General features: G+C 56.8%; 16 protein-coding genes. 8 read left to right on the top strand and 8 right to left on the bottom strand.

From position 1 onward, the window contains the following. Positions 1-26 precede the first annotated feature (26 nt). From C0U40_RS01455 to C0U40_RS01445, 3 genes are read left to right on the top strand one after another with little or no spacing between them, the layout of a single operon-like run. A complete protein-coding gene (locus C0U40_RS01455; RefSeq protein WP_101653978.1) occupies positions 27-956 on the top strand; it encodes an ornithine cyclodeaminase family protein in 930 nt (309 codons plus the stop codon). Beyond that, positions 953-2392 carry a protein adenylyltransferase SelO gene (locus tag C0U40_RS01450; protein ID WP_101653977.1) on the top strand — a complete coding sequence of 480 codons (1440 nt, stop codon included), beginning with the start codon at positions 953-955 and terminating at the stop codon, positions 2390-2392. The genes C0U40_RS01455 and C0U40_RS01450 overlap by 4 nt, the downstream gene beginning before the upstream one ends. After that, positions 2389-3351, top strand: coding sequence for an alpha/beta fold hydrolase (locus C0U40_RS01445; protein ID WP_101653976.1), 963 nt, complete (start codon positions 2389-2391; stop codon positions 3349-3351). The genes C0U40_RS01450 and C0U40_RS01445 overlap by 4 nt, the downstream gene beginning before the upstream one ends. Here the strand turns inward: C0U40_RS01445 and C0U40_RS01440 are convergent. The 3 genes from C0U40_RS01440 to C0U40_RS01430 form a co-directional block, all read right to left on the bottom strand. Further along, the gene (locus C0U40_RS01440; RefSeq protein ID WP_101653975.1) at positions 3269-4696 is read right to left on the bottom strand and encodes a heme biosynthesis protein HemY; all 1428 of its coding nucleotides are present in this window, start codon (positions 4694-4696) and stop codon (positions 3269-3271) included. The genes C0U40_RS01445 and C0U40_RS01440 overlap by 83 nt on opposite strands. 15 nt (positions 4697-4711) lie before the next feature. Then, entirely contained in the window at positions 4712-6295 is a 1584-nt protein-coding gene (locus C0U40_RS01435; RefSeq protein WP_101653974.1) for a COG4223 family protein, read from the bottom strand. Between the two features lie 111 nt (positions 6296-6406). Then, positions 6407-7126 (bottom strand): uroporphyrinogen-III synthase, encoded by a 720-nt coding sequence (locus C0U40_RS01430; RefSeq protein ID WP_180957589.1) that lies wholly within the window; start codon positions 7124-7126, stop codon positions 6407-6409. Positions 7127-7205: 79 nt separating this feature from the next. Here C0U40_RS01430 and tsaD point away from each other — a divergent pair, with 79 nt between their 5' ends. From tsaD to C0U40_RS01415, 3 genes are read left to right on the top strand one after another with little or no spacing between them, the layout of a single operon-like run. Continuing rightward, positions 7206-8300, top strand: a complete 1095-nt coding sequence (tsaD, locus tag C0U40_RS01425; RefSeq protein ID WP_101654764.1) for a tRNA (adenosine(37)-N6)-threonylcarbamoyltransferase complex transferase subunit TsaD — start codon at positions 7206-7208, stop codon at positions 8298-8300. Further along, entirely contained in the window at positions 8297-9268 is a 972-nt protein-coding gene (locus tag C0U40_RS01420) for an NAD(P)H-dependent glycerol-3-phosphate dehydrogenase (RefSeq protein WP_101653973.1), read from the top strand. Before tsaD ends, C0U40_RS01420 begins: the two co-directional genes overlap by 4 nt. Positions 9269-9283: 15 nt before the next feature. Further along, positions 9284-9697 (top strand): EVE domain-containing protein, encoded by a 414-nt coding sequence (locus tag C0U40_RS01415; protein WP_101653972.1) that lies wholly within the window; start codon positions 9284-9286, stop codon positions 9695-9697. A 3-nt stretch (positions 9698-9700) separates the two neighbouring features. Here the strand turns inward: C0U40_RS01415 and C0U40_RS01410 are convergent, their stop codons facing one another. From C0U40_RS01410 to C0U40_RS01395, 4 genes are all read right to left on the bottom strand, one after another. Further along, the gene (locus C0U40_RS01410; RefSeq protein ID WP_101653971.1) at positions 9701-10417 is read right to left on the bottom strand and encodes an extensin-like domain-containing protein; all 717 of its coding nucleotides are present in this window, start codon (positions 10415-10417) and stop codon (positions 9701-9703) included. A 62-nt stretch (positions 10418-10479) separates the two neighbouring features. Next, positions 10480-10821: a DUF2853 family protein gene (locus C0U40_RS01405; protein ID WP_101653970.1), complete on the bottom strand. Its 342-nt coding sequence runs from the start codon at positions 10819-10821 to the stop codon at positions 10480-10482. Positions 10822-11040: 219 nt separating this feature from the next. Continuing rightward, a complete protein-coding gene (gene ahcY, locus C0U40_RS01400; RefSeq protein ID WP_101653969.1) occupies positions 11041-12426 on the bottom strand; it encodes an adenosylhomocysteinase in 1386 nt (461 codons plus the stop codon). 83 nt (positions 12427-12509) lie between these two features. Then, the gene (locus C0U40_RS01395) at positions 12510-12839 is read right to left on the bottom strand and encodes an S-adenosyl-L-homocysteine hydrolase (RefSeq protein ID WP_180957588.1); all 330 of its coding nucleotides are present in this window, start codon (positions 12837-12839) and stop codon (positions 12510-12512) included. Between the two features lie 88 nt (positions 12840-12927). On the opposite strand from C0U40_RS01395, the gene C0U40_RS01390 reads away from it, so the two are divergent. Beyond that, a complete protein-coding gene (locus C0U40_RS01390; RefSeq protein WP_101653968.1) occupies positions 12928-13515 on the top strand; it encodes an HD domain-containing protein in 588 nt (195 codons plus the stop codon). A gap of 12 nt (positions 13516-13527) precedes the next feature. Here the strand turns inward: C0U40_RS01390 and C0U40_RS20150 are convergent, their stop codons facing one another. Beyond that, on the bottom strand, positions 13528-13695 hold the full coding sequence (locus tag C0U40_RS20150) for a hypothetical protein (RefSeq protein ID WP_180957587.1): 168 nt from the start codon (positions 13693-13695) through the stop codon (positions 13528-13530). A 98-nt stretch (positions 13696-13793) separates the two neighbouring features. Between C0U40_RS20150 and C0U40_RS01385 the strand changes: the two genes are divergently transcribed. Beyond that, positions 13794-14672: a LysR substrate-binding domain-containing protein gene (locus C0U40_RS01385; RefSeq protein ID WP_101653967.1), complete on the top strand. Its 879-nt coding sequence runs from the start codon at positions 13794-13796 to the stop codon at positions 14670-14672. Positions 14673-14679: the final 7 nt, after the last annotated feature.

The following is a 14679-nucleotide window of genomic DNA, read 5'->3' as shown; positions in this document are numbered from 1 at the left end:
TTCCCCGATTAAGAAGGAATATCTGAATGAAAATCCCGTTTATCGAATTTGACGAAATGGACAGCCGCCTGAGTTGGAGCGGTCTGACCGATGCACTGGCTGAAGGGCACAAACTTCCCACTGCGAGCATTGCAGACGGTTTTGCCTATCGCGGAGAGGATACCCTGCTCAGCCGCGCCGCCTGGATCGACGGGTTGGGCGTGGCGGTGAAATCCGCGACCATCGTTCCAGGCAATGTCGCCAAGGGCAAGCCGATGGTTCAGGGCGGGGTCATGGTGTTTGACGATGAATTCGGCACGCTGGAAGCGGTGATCGACTTTCATCTTGTAACAAAATGGAAAACTGCCGGTGACAGCTTGCTCGGGGCAAAACTGCTGGCGCGGCCCGACAGTAAAACGATCCTGATTGTGGGGGCCGGAACCGTCGGGCGCAATCTGGTTAGCGCTTATTCTACAGTCTTTCCGAAGGCATCCTTCATGGTCTGGAACCGCACAGGCGCCAAAGCGGTCGAAATGGCGCAGGAACTGTCAGACACCCATGATATCAAACCGGTAGAGAGCCTTGAGGATGCTGTCGCACAGGCCGATATCGTGTCCTGTGCCACCATGTCCAGCGAACCAGTCCTGCGGGGCGACTGGCTGCACGCGGGCCAGCATATCGACCTGATCGGTGCCTACCGCCCCGACATGCGAGAGGTGGACGACACCGCCCTGACCCGCAGCAGTATCTTTGTGGACAGCCGCGCCACCACGATGGATCACATCGGAGAGCTGAAAATCCCGCTGGCACAGGGTGTTATCAACAAAGACGATATTCTAGGCGATTTCCACGAACTGGTAGCTGGCACAGCGAAACGCAGTCACGATGACGAGATCACCCTGTTTAAAAACGGTGGCGGTGCCCATCTGGATCTTATGACTGCAAAATATATCCTGAAGGAATGGAGCGCCATATGACAGGACCCGCCTTTGACAACAGCTACGCCCGCCTGCCCGACGGTTTCTTCGCCCGTGTCGATCCGGATCAGGCCCCTGAACCGGAGCTGGTTAAACTGAACACAGAACTGGCGGAACAGATCGGGTTGGATGTGGCATGGTTGTCGTCGCAAAAGGGTCTTGAGATGCTCTCCGGTGCGGGTGTGGCCCAAGGATCGGAACCGCTGGCGATGGCCTATGCCGGACACCAGTTCGGCGGCTGGTCGCCGCAACTCGGCGATGGCCGCGCCCATCTGCTGGGTGAGATCCTCGCCCCTGATGGCACAAGGCTCGACATTCAGTTGAAGGGTTCCGGCGCGACCCCGTTTTCCCGTAACGGTGACGGCAAGGCCGCGCTTGGTCCTGTTCTTCGGGAATACATCGTCAGCGAATTTATGGCCGCAGTCGGTGTGCCCACCACCCGCGCGCTGGCTGCTGTAGCAACCGGTGAAAGGGTACAGCGGGAGACCGGATTGCCGGGCGCTGTCCTGACCCGCATCGCACAAAGCCACGTGCGGGTTGGCACCTTCCAATACTTCTTCGCCCGCGAACAGTCAGGGCATATCCAGACGCTGGCGGATTACGTGATCGACAGGCACTATCCCACTGCGAAAGAAGCGGAAAATCCGGTTCTGGCCATGCTTGAAATGGTGACAGAGCGGCAGGCCCGTCTGATCTCCCAATGGATGTGTCTGGGGTTCATTCACGGGGTGATGAATACCGACAACATGCAGATTGCTGGAGAAACCATAGACTATGGTCCCTGCGCCTTTATGGACCGTTTCCACCCCAATACAGTGTTCAGTTCTATCGACCGCAACGGGCGCTATGCTTGGGTAAACCAGCCCAATATCGGCGTGTGGAACCTGTCCCGTCTGGCCGAGGCGCTGCTGCCTGTGCTGCACCCCGATCAGGATGCTGCGATCAAACTGGCCGAAGGCGCGGTGGGGCGGTTCTCCGACCTGTTTAACGACACTCTGAACGCAGGCTTTGCCGCCAAACTCGGCATTCCGGTGGATGCTGGTTTCATGCAGGAGGTGTTCAAACTGATGGCGGATCAGGGCTGTGATTTCACCCTGTTCTTCAGCGATCTGACCCGCATTGCAAGTGGCGGTAACGAAGAGGCATTTGCAGCCCTGTTTGTTGAACCGCTGGAGGCCCAGTTCTGGCTGGAGCAATGGCGCAAGCGGCATGATCCGGCGTTACTGGATGGGATGAAAGCCGCCAATCCGGTATTTATCCCACGAAACCATCGCGTTGAGGAAGCAATTCAAAGCGCACTGGCGGGGGATTTCAACCCGCTTCATAGGCTCGTGTCTGTTGTTACCAACCCTTATGAGCCGCAACCGGACTACGCAGAGTATGAAGCCGCACCGACGCCGGACCAGATCGTGCAACAAACCTTCTGCGGCACATGAGCCTTTTCTCTCCAGCTTCTTTTCTGATCGCCTTCGGGCTGTTCCTTGCCGTAGCATGGTTTCTGCGCCGCCCCATGTCGGGGCGGGCCAGACGGATGGCACCGGGAGAATTTGTCCAGATCACCGGCGGGCTGATCCATTACCAGTGGCACGGACCGAAAAACGGTCCGATACTGGTCATGGTGCACGGCCTGACCACGCCGAGCTTTGTATGGCGGGACCAACTGGGCGCACTCACCGGCGCAGGCTACCGCGTGCTGACATTCGATCACTTCGGCCGCGGCTTTTCTGATCGACCCTATGCCAGCCATACGATGGCGTTCTACGTGCGAGAAATCGACGAACTTCTTGAAAAACTTGAAGTTCCTGCTGGCTATCATCTTCTTGGATATTCGATGGGTGGCGCAATCGCCGCCCACTATGCGGCCCTGCGGCGAGACCGGATCAAACGGCTGGTCCTGATTGCACCCGCCGGATTATTGCAATCAGAGCCGAACTGGGTCGCCCGCTGGCCGGTAATCGGGGATCTTGCCATGTTTCTGTTCGGCGGCTGGACCCTGCGTCGTGGCAGCAGGCAAGCGGGCAAGCTGGAAGGTGTCGACAACGATATGATCGAAAAACAGTGCCGCGAGACCCGCTTTGCCGGTTTCGGGGCCGCGGTTCTAAGCAGCTTGCGCCATGTAATTTACACGGACCAAACCGATGTGCACCGCCGCCTGCTGGATCGCGGGATGCCGGTGCTGGCCGTTTTCGGAACAGAGGACACGGTTATCCCGATTGCCTGCGCCATGCGCCTGCGGGAAATCAACCGCAGTGCGCAAATTGTTGAAATCAAAGGTGCAGGTCATTCACTGGTGATAACCCACGCCAAACAGGTCAATCGCGCTGTTCTGGCGTTTTTGTCGGATCAGGAACAGGTTCCACCCCCTCCAGTGCTCCATCCATCATCGGAAGCATAGAAGTCGTCGCCCCGAGATCATCGCTTTCCGGCGGCATTTTCCAGTCCATCCCGTCAAAGGTGCCGCAGTTGTCGCATTTCGGGGCCCACTGGGTATGGATCTTGTTGCAAGACGAACAAATCCACTGCGGTCCGCGAGAGGCCGAGAGCGCTTTGGACAGCCAACCACGCACGACTTTTTCATCCGCACCTTCACCCCGTGCAATCGCCGCCATGATGGACAGGGACCGTGCCGAAGGCTGTGTTTCTGCCAGATCGCCCATGGCGCGACGGGCGGCAGGGAAATCTTCTTCTGCCAGCAACAGTTCCGCTTGGAGCATTCGGGTTTCGGCATGATCGGAGTTTATTCGCAGCAGGGCATTGAACCGTTTCAAACGTGCCGCAGGCGTTTCTTCCGGCTCGATCTCTGCAAAGGCGCTGGCAAGATCGGGATGCGGTGTCGCGCCCCACGCCTTTTTGATCACCTTCGCCGCCGCTTTCTTGTTGCCGTCCAGAACGTGCATCTCTGACGCCAGAACCGCCGCAGGCACCAGATCGGGGGACAGGGCGTTGGCTTGCAACGCGGCTTCCTTACCCGAAGGAATTTCCCCTGCATCCAACAGGCGGCGTGCATCCGCAAGCGACAAAACCGCATCACGGCGGCGTCCCACATCACGGGGCAACGTATGGGCCTTTACCTTGGCTTCAATCGTCTTGCGGGCTCCGGACCATTCCTGCTTTTCCGTTTGCAGGGAAAACAGGGTATCAAGTGTACCGTCGTGGTTCGGTCGAAGGGCAAAGGCTTTCTCCGCCAGTTTCAGCGCGGTATCCGTGTCCCCTTCGGCCAGTTTCTGCTTCATAATCCCCTGCACACCGACAAAACGGGTGCGGTCGTTTTGCAGCAGGTTCTTGTAGTGCTTGAGTGCTTTTTTGGTATCGCCGGACATTTCCGCCGCTTGCGCATTGATAAGCTGGGTCAGTTCCGGACGATCAAGATACCGCTCGGCCTTGGCCGCTTTCTGGCTGGCGGTGCGTCCTTCACCTGCGGCAAGGGCGACCATACCGTCTGCTAGCGCCTCGAACCCCTTGCGTTCGCGATTGCGGGTGAAATAGCGGGAAATCGCGGTCTCATCGCCGTTAAAGAAATGAAACACCGCCACCATCAGCGCCAGCAATTTGACTACGATCCAGATTGCAAGGATCAGCAGGACCAGTCCGATCAGCCCGACCAGCGGTTCAAAAGTGTATTCTGCCCCGTTGAAGGACAGTTGAACCTGACCTCCGGCCTCTATCATGAAGCTGGCCGCAAAGGCCGCTGCCGTAATCAGCGCGATGAAGATTATAATTCGGATAAGGGACCACAGCATGTGTCGCGCTTTCTATCAGGTTGCGCCCAGAGAGGCATTCAGATCAGTCAACGCAGACTGCGCTGCGTTCAGGGCGGAAAGGTCGGCGATCCACTGTGACATTGCCGCCTTGGCAGCCTCTGGCAAGGAATTAGCCTCGCTCAGGGCGGCGGCAAGCCTGCGGTTGACAAGATCGTCTTCAACCCGGGACAGGATGGCATCTGCGCTATCACCGTCACGCCGCTCGATAGAGCGGGTACCCACCTGGGTTTTCAGGAAAGCACCGAGCTTACCTGCAACACCATCCCCTGCATTCGCTTTGGTATCGGCCCGCAGTGCAGCGTGGGCGCGATCGGAAAAACGGTTGCGCAAGGTCGTCCAGGACGGGGTGCCCGTGTCTGCAACGGCGCCCAGCGCATCCGGAACTTCAGTACCGGTCAGTTCGACAAGCCCGTCAAGAGCTGCGCGGAAAGGTGCGCCACTGTCGAGCGCTACGGTAATATCGGTCAGCAGTTTCTTCGTCGCGGTGGATGCCACCTGGCTGGAGGCTTCTTTTTCCGCTTCTTCCACCCGCCGCGCCGCTGCCTTTGCGGCTTCTTCCACTTTCTGGTTCAGAGCACCGTTCTTTGCTGCGAGATCCGCAACTTGCGCTTTCAATCCCTGCAATGTTGCCTGAAAACCGGAAAGCTTGGATGCCGCTTCCTCGGAAAGGGTCGCACCATTTTCGGTGATCTGCGTCGAAAGGCGTTCCCCCACAGCGGTCAGTTCAGCTTCCACCCCTTCGATACGGGATTCAAGCGAGGCAACGCGGGATTCTATGTCCACACCATCGGTCGCCGCCAGTCTGTCCTTGATCGCGGCCAGCTCTTCCTGCTGGCTTTGCGCGTATTGCGCAATGGCCGCGTCGATTGCCTCCTGATTGACGCCATCTTGTGGTGCCTGTTCCAGTTCCGCCAGACGCGACTCCAGATCGGAACGCAGGGCTGCAACTTCGGCTCTTGCTTCGCTTTGTCCGGGCATCAAAAATTCTGCTACTGGCGACAGGCCGGCTGGAAGCATAGGCGCAACCTTGGGTGCGCCCCAAAGCGCGACCACAATACCGAAAACGATCAGCGCCAGCGCCCGCAACACTTTGGCAGCAAAGGAAGACCCGATGTCATCCTCTTCGCTCTCTTCTTCCGCGTTGTGCGCAGTCGGCTCTGGCTCGGGTTTGATCACAGGATCTGTAGCCGGTTTTTCCTTCGGCTTGGAAACCGGATCGGCAGGTTTGGAGCCGTCGCTCGCCCCTGTGGCCGCTGCAGCGGCAGGGGTTGCCGGAATAATGTCGGTTGTCTTAGCGGTTGTGGCTTTACCTGCGACGGCTTTTTCATCCGCAGGCTTCTTGTCACTGGCAGAGTCAGTTTTTTTGTCTTCAGAGGCGTTTTTCTGAAAAGATTGTGCCTTGGGCTTTTTATCGGCTGTATCACCGGTTGACCCGTCAGTACCCTTACCAGCCGGTTTAACAGTATCAGCCTTACCGCCAGCGTTATTGTCTGTCGGCTTGCCACCGGTCTTGGCATCCGTGCTATCCACGGCTTCCGCGTCTTCGATTTCCGGTTTCTTCTTGGATTTATCTGCCACGTGCCGATAGCCCTGTTCTGCTTCTAGGAGGAATCCCTTTCACAAAACTAGGGTCTCTGTTGCATTCTCTCAAGTGCAATGCGTCAACTGCGCTGAAATTGCCTATAATCTTCAGGCTTTTGCTGTGAAATTGCGCAGCGTCACATCCAAAGCTGTAATCATGGCGTCACGTGTCGGGGCGCTGGCAATTTCTATTGGCGCGGTGAGCCCTTTCAAAGGGGCCGCTGCATTTGCGCTAATACACAAGAAACGGCAATCATGCATCGGCATACCGGCAATCTGATCCACAAAGTATCGCGCGGTTCTGGGGGAGAAAACCGGAACGATCACAGGTTTTCGTTCCAGTACATCCAGTGCGGTATGCGTCAGGGGCAGTGGTAGCTGGTCGTAAAGTACAATCCTGCGGGCATTGACCCCCCTCGCTTGCAAGGCCTGCGCCAGATCAAGCGCCGCGAAGTTCCCCGAGAGGTAATAAATCCGGTCACACTCTTGGGCGTTGGACAAAATCAAGCTGAGCAGATCTTCTCCTGTTCCATCCGCGCTCTCAGCTGCAAACCCTTGCGCCCGTGCCGCCTCTGCTGTGTTCTCTCCGACGCAAAATGCCCGCGGTTTCCGGTCAGGAGTCAGCTCTGACCAAAGCGCTACGCCGTTCACCGAAGTGAAGACGAGCAGAGATGCATCCGCAGGCAAAGCAATCCCCTGACGGGACACAGTCCCAAGTACGGGACTAAAGATCACATCTGTTTCAAGACCCGTCCGCGCAGTAAACGCCTTTAGAAAGGCGCGGGATTGCGGCTCGGGCCGGATCATTAAAACGAAAGGGTCGGGCATGGGGTGATGTGACCATTGCTGAAAAGGGGCGCAAATGTTACCTGCAGGGCGAGAAAAACATGACGGGCGCGGATTGGCAATGTCACAAAATATCACGGTATTAGGGCTCGAAAGCAGTTGCGATGACACTGCCGCTGCCGTTGTGCGCCGCAAAGATGGCACTGATGCCGAGGTGCTATCCTCCATTGTCTGGGGGCAGGAAGGGCTGCACGCGGCCTTTGGCGGTGTCGTACCCGAAATAGCTGCCCGTGCCCATGCAGAGAGGCTCGACCTTTGCGTGGAACAGGCGCTGGAACAGGCCGGATTGACCCTCACAGATGTGGATGCGATCGCCGTAACGGCGGGTCCCGGGTTGATCGGCGGCGTTATCAGCGGTGTGATGTGCGCCAAGGGCCTGTCCATCGGTTCGGGCAAGCCGCTGGTGGGGGTTAACCACCTTGCCGGTCACGCGCTCACCCCGCGCATGACGGATGGCGTGGAATACCCCTATCTGATGTTGCTTGTGTCCGGCGGGCATTGCCAGTTTCTGGGCGTGCACGGCCCTGATCAATTCACCCGTATGGGGGGCACCATTGACGACGCGCCCGGCGAAGCCTTCGACAAGACTGCGAAACTCTTGGGGCTTGGGTATCCCGGCGGGCCTTTGATCGAAGAAGAGGCGAAAAACGGGGATCCGAAACGGTTCCGTTTTCCCCGTCCGTTGCTGGATCGTCCTGATCTGGATATGTCTTTTTCCGGTCTAAAAACTGCCCTGCGCCGTGCGCGGGATACACTGGTCGCAGAAAAAGGCGGGCTAACTGTGCAGGACCGCGCCGATCTTTGCGCCAGTTTCCAGCAGGCAGTGGCCGATACGCTGGCGGAAAAGTCCCGCCGCGCCTGTATCGCCTTTGGCAAACCTGTGGAGACACCGGTGCTGGCCGTAGCGGGCGGTGTGGCTGCCAACAGCCTGATCCGCAGCGCCTTGCAGGACGTTGCTGCCAATGAAGGCTTTCAGTTCCTCGCACCGCCGCTGAAATACTGCACCGACAATGGCGCGATGATCGCATGGGCCGGACTGGAAAGATTTGTGGGGGGCGAATGTGATGACCTGACCTTATCCGCCCGCCCGCGCTGGCCGCTGGACAAAGCGGCAGCCCCGATGCTCGGCTCTGGAAAGAAAGGGGCCAAGGCATGACGCGGATTGGTGTGATCGGAGCGGGGGCGTTTGGCACGGCCCTTGCCAGCGTTGCGCGATCAGGCGGCAATGAAGTGGTGCTTTGGGGGCGCGACCCGGAACAGATCGATACCATGCGGCAAACCGGCGTAAATAAACGCTATCTTCCCGATGTACCCCTGCCTGACGGACTGGAAATCACCTCTGATCTTGAGGATTTGCAAACCGCCGAAATCCTGTTGATGGTCCTGCCCGCGCAACATCTGCGCAGCTTTCTGGCCGATGCGTCCTTGCCCGCCGCTGCGCCGGTTCTGCTCTGCGCCAAGGGTATTGAAACCGGCACCGGCTTGCTTCAGCAGGACATATTGAAAGAGAAAAAGCCCGATGCCACCGTCGCCGTTCTCTCCGGCCCGGGCTTTGCGAGCGAGCTGACACAAGGCAAACCGACCGCGCTTTCGCTCGGGTGCGAAGACCCGAAAACCGGCGCTTGGTTGCAAGAGGTTCTCTCCTCTGCTTCCTTGCGGTTGTACCTGTCCCAAGACACCACCGGCGTTGCGCTTGGCGGGGCGCTCAAGAACGTCTACGCCATTGCCTGCGGTCTGGTGGTGGGGGCCGGACTGGGCGAAAGCGCCCGCGCCGCCCTGATGACGCGGGGCTTTGCAGAACTGGCACGGCTTGCGGCCTCTATGGGGGCAAAAACAGAGACTTTGATGGGATTGTCCGGCTTTGGCGATCTGGCGCTTAGCTGCACCTCCCTGCAATCCCGCAACTTTGCTTTCGGGGAGAAACTGGGCCGCGAAGGGGCGTTTGGTACTGGAAAAACCGTGGAAGGCATCGCCACTGCACAAGCTGTTCTGGCCCTTGCAGAACGCCAGAACGTTGAAATGCCGATTGCACAGGCAGTTGCGGATGTGTTGGATGGGCGGCAGGAACTGGAACAGGTGCTGCGCACACTGATGTCGCGCCCCCTGAAACCGGAAAGCCGATAAACGCGGAGGTGCACCATGAATTACTGGCTGTTCAAATCGGAACCCAACACATGGGGCTGGGACGATCAGGTTGCCAGGGGCGACGCAGGCGAGGAATGGGACGGTGTACGCAACTATCAGGCCCGTAACTTCATGCGTGACATGGCAATTGGCGATCTGGGGTTCTTCTACCATTCGTTAAAGGAAAAAGCCGTTGTCGGGATTGTTGAGGTCTGCGCGCTCGCCCATCCAGACAGCACAACAGATGATGCGCGTTGGGAATGTGTGGACATCAAGGCCGTCAAACCTTTGGAAACGCCCGTCACACTGGATATGGTGAAGGCCGATCCGCGTCTGTCCGAAATGGTACTAGTCAAAAACTCCCGCCTGTCGGTGCAACCCGTGCGCCCCGAAGAATGGGACATCATCTGCGAAATGGGCGGCCTGTAGAAGCTAGCGGCATCCCGACCAGCGCCCCTGATCCATGTGGAAATGATCATGATGTGCGGCGTTGTAATCGGGGCTTAGCACCATGCGGAACCACTCACAGGCGCTGTCCCGTGCAGCACGCAGAAATTTCGCTGTATTTCCCGTGCCTTGCCAGTCGTTTCGCAAGCGGATCTGTTGCCCGTCTGCCAAATCAAATCCCGAAACATCCAGCGCATTGGCTGTCGCGTGCTGGCTCATCCGCGATGATCCTGCAATCGTGCGACAAGAGTAACTTCCGAAATGGTGAACGCGGCTGATCCTTGCGCCAAGCAGCGACTGCGCAACCGGTTGCAACCCGTGGTGTTCCCACATGGCGAACCGCAAGGCGATATCGCAGCGGGTTTCCAGCGTGGCAACACGGGCTGTCGCAAGATCGGAAAGCTGCACGCGGTTTCTGATGTGACACTGGTTGTCCTTTTCCTGCGGCGGCAAGGCGACAACTGGCGCAGCAATCCGCCCCAGTGCTGCGGTACAAAGCTGCGGATCTGCAACCGCCCGCGCCAGTTTCCATTGGGTGATCCGTGTTAACGGTGCCTTGGGATCAAGCGGGCGGGTCGGGTTCCACTCCGGTGGCAGTGGCGTTTGGGGGTGATACAATAGCGTTGTGACAGCAAAAGCCAGCGCAACCATTGGTAGAAACAACCCGCCGAGCCACCAGCCAATCCTGTTTCTCCGCTGCATCTCAGCCCCCTAAACACAAAGGGCGCCACAGCGGGCGCCCGTAAGCTCTGATCAAATGGTGTTTAGCTGTAAACAGACTCTTTGCCGAATTCTTTGGTCAGCATGTAATAGATCACGGCGCGATATTTGTTCCGCTCTGATTTTCCGTAGGTCTCGATCACTTTTTCCAAGGCTGTATCAAGCGCAGGACCATCGGACAGACCAAGTTTCTTGATAAGGAAGTTCTTTTTGACGGTTTCCAGTTCTCCGGGCTGGCTGGACGCGACAGTAGCAGCATCAGCGTCATAGATCGACGGACCACAGCCGATTGTCACTTTGGTTAGCAGATCCATGTCGGGTGTCATCCCACATTTATTCTTCAGATCGTCAGCATATCTGGCAATCAAATCGTCGCGTTTTCCCATTTTCTACTCCTATGGCGCCGGATTGTCCCTGTTATCAAGAAAGGGCCATCCTGCGTGTAGCGCCCTCCTCGGGGGAAAACTTAGGGGAAGCCGGATAGCAAAAAAAGGGGGCATGTGATTTTCTTTTCAAACCCAAGGATACGCGGGCTGGACACCTGAACAAAAAAACGACCGCCGGAGCGGTCGTTTTGAAAATTGTAAGTTGCAGTTACCGTGGCGTTAGTAACGGTAATGCTCCGGCTTGAACGGACCTTCCGGTGTCACGCCGATATAGTCGGCTTGCTCTTTGGACAGTTCAGTCAGTTTCACGCCGATCTTAGCAAGGTGCAGGCGGGCAACTTTTTCGTCCAAATGTTTGGGAAGGATATAAACTTCGTTATTGTACTGCTCCCCACGGGTCCACAGTTCGATCTGGGCCAGCACCTGATTGGTAAAGGATGCAGACATAACAAAGGACGGATGGCCTGTAGCGTTACCGAGGTTCAACAAACGCCCTTGGGACAGAAGGATCATACGATTGCCCGACGGCATTTCGTACATGTCCACCTGATCCTTGATGTTTGTGCATTTCAGGTTAGCCAGATGTGCGACCTGAATTTCATTGTCAAAGTGACCGATGTTACCAACGATCGCCATGTCCTTCATCTCGCGCATGTGTTCGATGCGGATGATGTCTTTGTTACCGGTTGTGGTCACAAAGATATCCGCGTCTTTCACACAGTCTTCCAGAGTGGTGACTTCAAAACCGTCCATCGCTGCCTGAAGCGCGCAGATCGGGTCGATTTCAGTCACTTTCACGCGGGCACCGGCACCACGCAGGGACGCAGCAGAGCCTTTGCCCACATCACCATACCCGCAAACAACAGCAGTTTTACCGGCCATCATGGTATCGGTCGCACGGCGGATGCCATCTACGAGAGATTCCTTACAACCATATTTATTGTCAAACTTGGACTTGGTGACCGAATCATTCACGTTAATCGCGGGGAATGGCAGATCGCCGTTCTTTTGCAGTTCATAAAGACGGTGCACACCGGTTGTTGTTTCTTCGGATACGCCCTTGATCTGGCCACGCATCTTGGTGAACCACCCCGGAGAGGCCGCCATACGCTTTTTGATTTGCTTCTGGATCGCTTCTTCTTCTTCGGAACCCGGAATACCAAATTCTTCGCCGGCTTCGATCCGTGCGCCCAGCAGGATGTAGAGGGTTGCATCACCACCATCATCCAGGATCAGGTTGGGGCCGTCTTCGAACAGGAAGGATTTGTCGAGATAATCCCAATGCTCTTCAAGGGTTTGTCCCTTGATCGCAAACACAGGAACCCCCGAAGCCGCAATCGCAGCGGCAGCGTGGTCTTGGGTGGAAAAGATGTTACAGGATGCCCAGCGCACATCGGCACCAAGAGCTGTCAGCGTTTCGATCAGCACAGCGGTCTGGATGGTCATATGCAGGGAGCCGACGATGCGGGCACCTTTAAGCGGCTTGCTCTCACCGAACTCTTCCCGCAACGCCATCAGGCCCGGCATTTCAGTTTCAGCAATATCGAGTTCTTTGCGGCCGAATTCAGCCAGAGAAATGTCTTTTACAATATAGTCGGACGCCATGTACGGACCTTTCAAACTTGGTTTCAAACATGGCATTACCAGCATTCCCCATACGGCTCAACGGGCAATAGATCACAGGGGTGTCAGAGAGCGCGTGCGTTCGGAACGACCAACATGGAATAGAGTTCTTCCTGCTGTTGCAGGTCAGGTTCCGGCGTAGTGTGGTCTCCTTGGGCAATCACGCAGGACTGGCCGTTCCCGTAGTAGCTGACAAGGGTCCACGTCCCGTTCTGTTCAGATGCCCAAAGCTGGATTTCGGTATCATCCCGATCAATCTTGGGGCCGACAGCCTTTTCGGAATACCAGTCGACCAATGCGGCTTCCATCTCGTCAGAGTCCATACAGGACGTTGTGGCCTGCGCGGTTGTCGATGCCAGAACGGCGGTTGTCAGAGCGATAAAAAAGCGTTTCATTGGTGCCTCCTTCATGCAATCAACGCATGAATCGCCAAAACGTTGCATAGATACCGGAATAAGTCGTAATGCCCGCAAAGGAGACCCCATGAAAGCACAACGGGCATGGCAGCGAATGTTATCGGGACGGCGGCTGGATCTGCTGGATCCCTCGCCACTGGATATAGAGATCGAGGACATCGCCCACGGGCTGGCTTTTGTAGCGCGGTGGAACGGGCAGACTTACGGAGACTACCCTTACTCTGTGGCGGAACACTCTGTCTTTGTGCTTGAATTGTTCCGGCGGTTATACCCCCGCGCAGACCGGAACTGGCAACTGGCCGCCTTGCTTCACGATGCACCGGAGTACGTGATCGGAGACATGATATCACCCGTAAAGGATGCGGTCGGTCCGGAATATGCCGCGCTCGACAAGCGGTTGATGGCGGCGATCCACATCCGGTTTGGCCTGCCCGCAGAATTGCCCCCGACGATCAAGAAACAGATCAAACGGGCGGACCGCATTTCTGCATGGCTGGAAGCTGTTCAAATTGCAGGATTTTCCGAACAAGAGGCCGACAAACTGTTCGGCAAGCCGGTCTTTGAAGACATCCCCAAGCGGAAACTGCGACCGCACCCTCCGATGGAATCAAAGGGTGCGTTCATGGAAGTCTTCAGTGACTTGACTGAAAGCTGACCTTTCAACGGTTTAAATGTGAAGGGAATGTATGCGGCGCAGTGCAGCTTGCCGCTCCAGTTCCAGTTTCTTGCGCTCTTCGTGCCGGTAGGCCTCGGAGTTAAGGTCATGATAACTGTTGTTTACACGTCTGTCTTGGCGGGAAGCAATCATCAGGGCTTTGGCGATAGAGTTGAACATTGTCTTTCCTTTTTCTGTGTCTGCATTCTTTTTACCGCTATTGCCTTTGCAGATCGAATCCGTAATATTTCTTAAATGTTAGTTGAACTTATAGTTTAATGGATTGGCGCGATATTCCATCGCTGGCGGCCCTGCGCGCGTTTGAAGCAACGGCGCGGCATTTGAATTTCAGTAAGGCCGCGCGCGAACTGAATGTGACCCATGCCGCCATTGCCCAACATGTGCGCGGGCTGGAGGCTGAATTCAAAGAAGCACTGGTACAGCGGCAGGGGCGCGGACTCGCCCTTACCCCGAGCGGTTATGCATTGTCGGTCCGGTTGCAAACCGGCTTCGGGGAAATCGCCGCGGGTGTCGACGATCTGCGCCGTTTGCACGAAGACAGACCGCTTAATATCTCCGTCACGCCCGCTTTTGCCACCAATTGGCTTATGCCGCGTATCGGTTCGTTCTGGCGCGACCATCCGGAAATTACAGTGAATATTAACCCGAGCGTAGAGCTTGTTGATCTCAGCCAGGGCGTCTTTGATCTGGCAATCCGCTATGGCGACGGGGACTGGCAGGGGATGGAAGTAGAGAAACTGACCGACGGCGGTTTTTGTGTCGTTGCCCATCCCGATCTGGTGAAGGAAGGGGAGTACAAAACACTCAAAGATACGCAGTCCCTGCCTTGGTTGCTGGAAGAATCCATGATGGAACGCCGCGCAATGCTGGAAGCAGAGGGGCTGGATTTTGACAATCTGAATGTCAACCTGATGTCCCGATCAAGCCTTGCGCTGTCCGGTGTAATGGCCGGTTTGGGCGTCACGCTGCATCCCCGTTCTTTGATTGAAAGAGAGGTGGCAACCGGGCAGCTAACGCTTCTGTTCGAACTGGAATCCGATGACCTTGGTTACTATCTGGTCTGGCTCCCGTCGCGGGACGGCCCGAAAGAGCGGATTTTGCGCAAATGGCTGTTGAAGGTTGCCAACGGAGCGTGAAACAGGG

Origin of the sequence: Neptunicoccus cionae, from assembly GCF_002860325.1 — a bacterium.
Taxonomy (GTDB): Bacteria; Pseudomonadota; Alphaproteobacteria; order Rhodobacterales; family Rhodobacteraceae; genus Amylibacter; species Amylibacter lutimaris.
Note: the sequence above shows the minus strand (reverse complement) of the source record. Positions and strands in the feature narration are given on the sequence as shown.

Bases quoted from the DNA above. Each gene is read 5' to 3' on its own strand.
- C0U40_RS20150 (WP_180957587.1), bottom strand. From the start codon at position 13,695: ATGTTCAACTCTATCGCCAAAGCCCTGATGATTGCTTCCCGCCAAGAC.
- C0U40_RS01405 (WP_101653970.1), bottom strand. From the start codon at position 10,821: ATGGGAAAACGCGACGATTTGATTGCCAGATATGCTGACGATCTGAAG.
- C0U40_RS01395 (WP_180957588.1), bottom strand. From the start codon at position 12,839: ATGAAACGCTTTTTTATCGCTCTGACAACCGCCGTTCTGGCATCGACA.
- C0U40_RS01420 (WP_101653973.1), top strand. From the start codon at position 8,297: ATGACGCGGATTGGTGTGATCGGAGCGGGGGCGTTTGGCACGGCCCTT.
- C0U40_RS01415 (WP_101653972.1), top strand. From the start codon at position 9,284: ATGAATTACTGGCTGTTCAAATCGGAACCCAACACATGGGGCTGGGAC.
- C0U40_RS01410 (WP_101653971.1), bottom strand. From the start codon at position 10,417: ATGCAGCGGAGAAACAGGATTGGCTGGTGGCTCGGCGGGTTGTTTCTA.
- C0U40_RS01440 (WP_101653975.1), bottom strand. From the start codon at position 4,696: ATGCTGTGGTCCCTTATCCGAATTATAATCTTCATCGCGCTGATTACG.
- C0U40_RS01455 (WP_101653978.1), top strand. From the start codon at position 27: ATGAAAATCCCGTTTATCGAATTTGACGAAATGGACAGCCGCCTGAGT.
- tsaD (WP_101654764.1), top strand. From the start codon at position 7,206: ATGTCACAAAATATCACGGTATTAGGGCTCGAAAGCAGTTGCGATGAC.
- C0U40_RS01450 (WP_101653977.1), top strand. From the start codon at position 953: ATGACAGGACCCGCCTTTGACAACAGCTACGCCCGCCTGCCCGACGGT.
- C0U40_RS01430 (WP_180957589.1), bottom strand. From the start codon at position 7,126: ATGCCCGACCCTTTCGTTTTAATGATCCGGCCCGAGCCGCAATCCCGC.
- C0U40_RS01445 (WP_101653976.1), top strand. From the start codon at position 2,389: ATGAGCCTTTTCTCTCCAGCTTCTTTTCTGATCGCCTTCGGGCTGTTC.
- C0U40_RS01390 (WP_101653968.1), top strand. From the start codon at position 12,928: ATGAAAGCACAACGGGCATGGCAGCGAATGTTATCGGGACGGCGGCTG.
- ahcY (WP_101653969.1), bottom strand. From the start codon at position 12,426: ATGGCGTCCGACTATATTGTAAAAGACATTTCTCTGGCTGAATTCGGC.
- C0U40_RS01385 (WP_101653967.1), top strand. From the start codon at position 13,794: ATGGATTGGCGCGATATTCCATCGCTGGCGGCCCTGCGCGCGTTTGAA.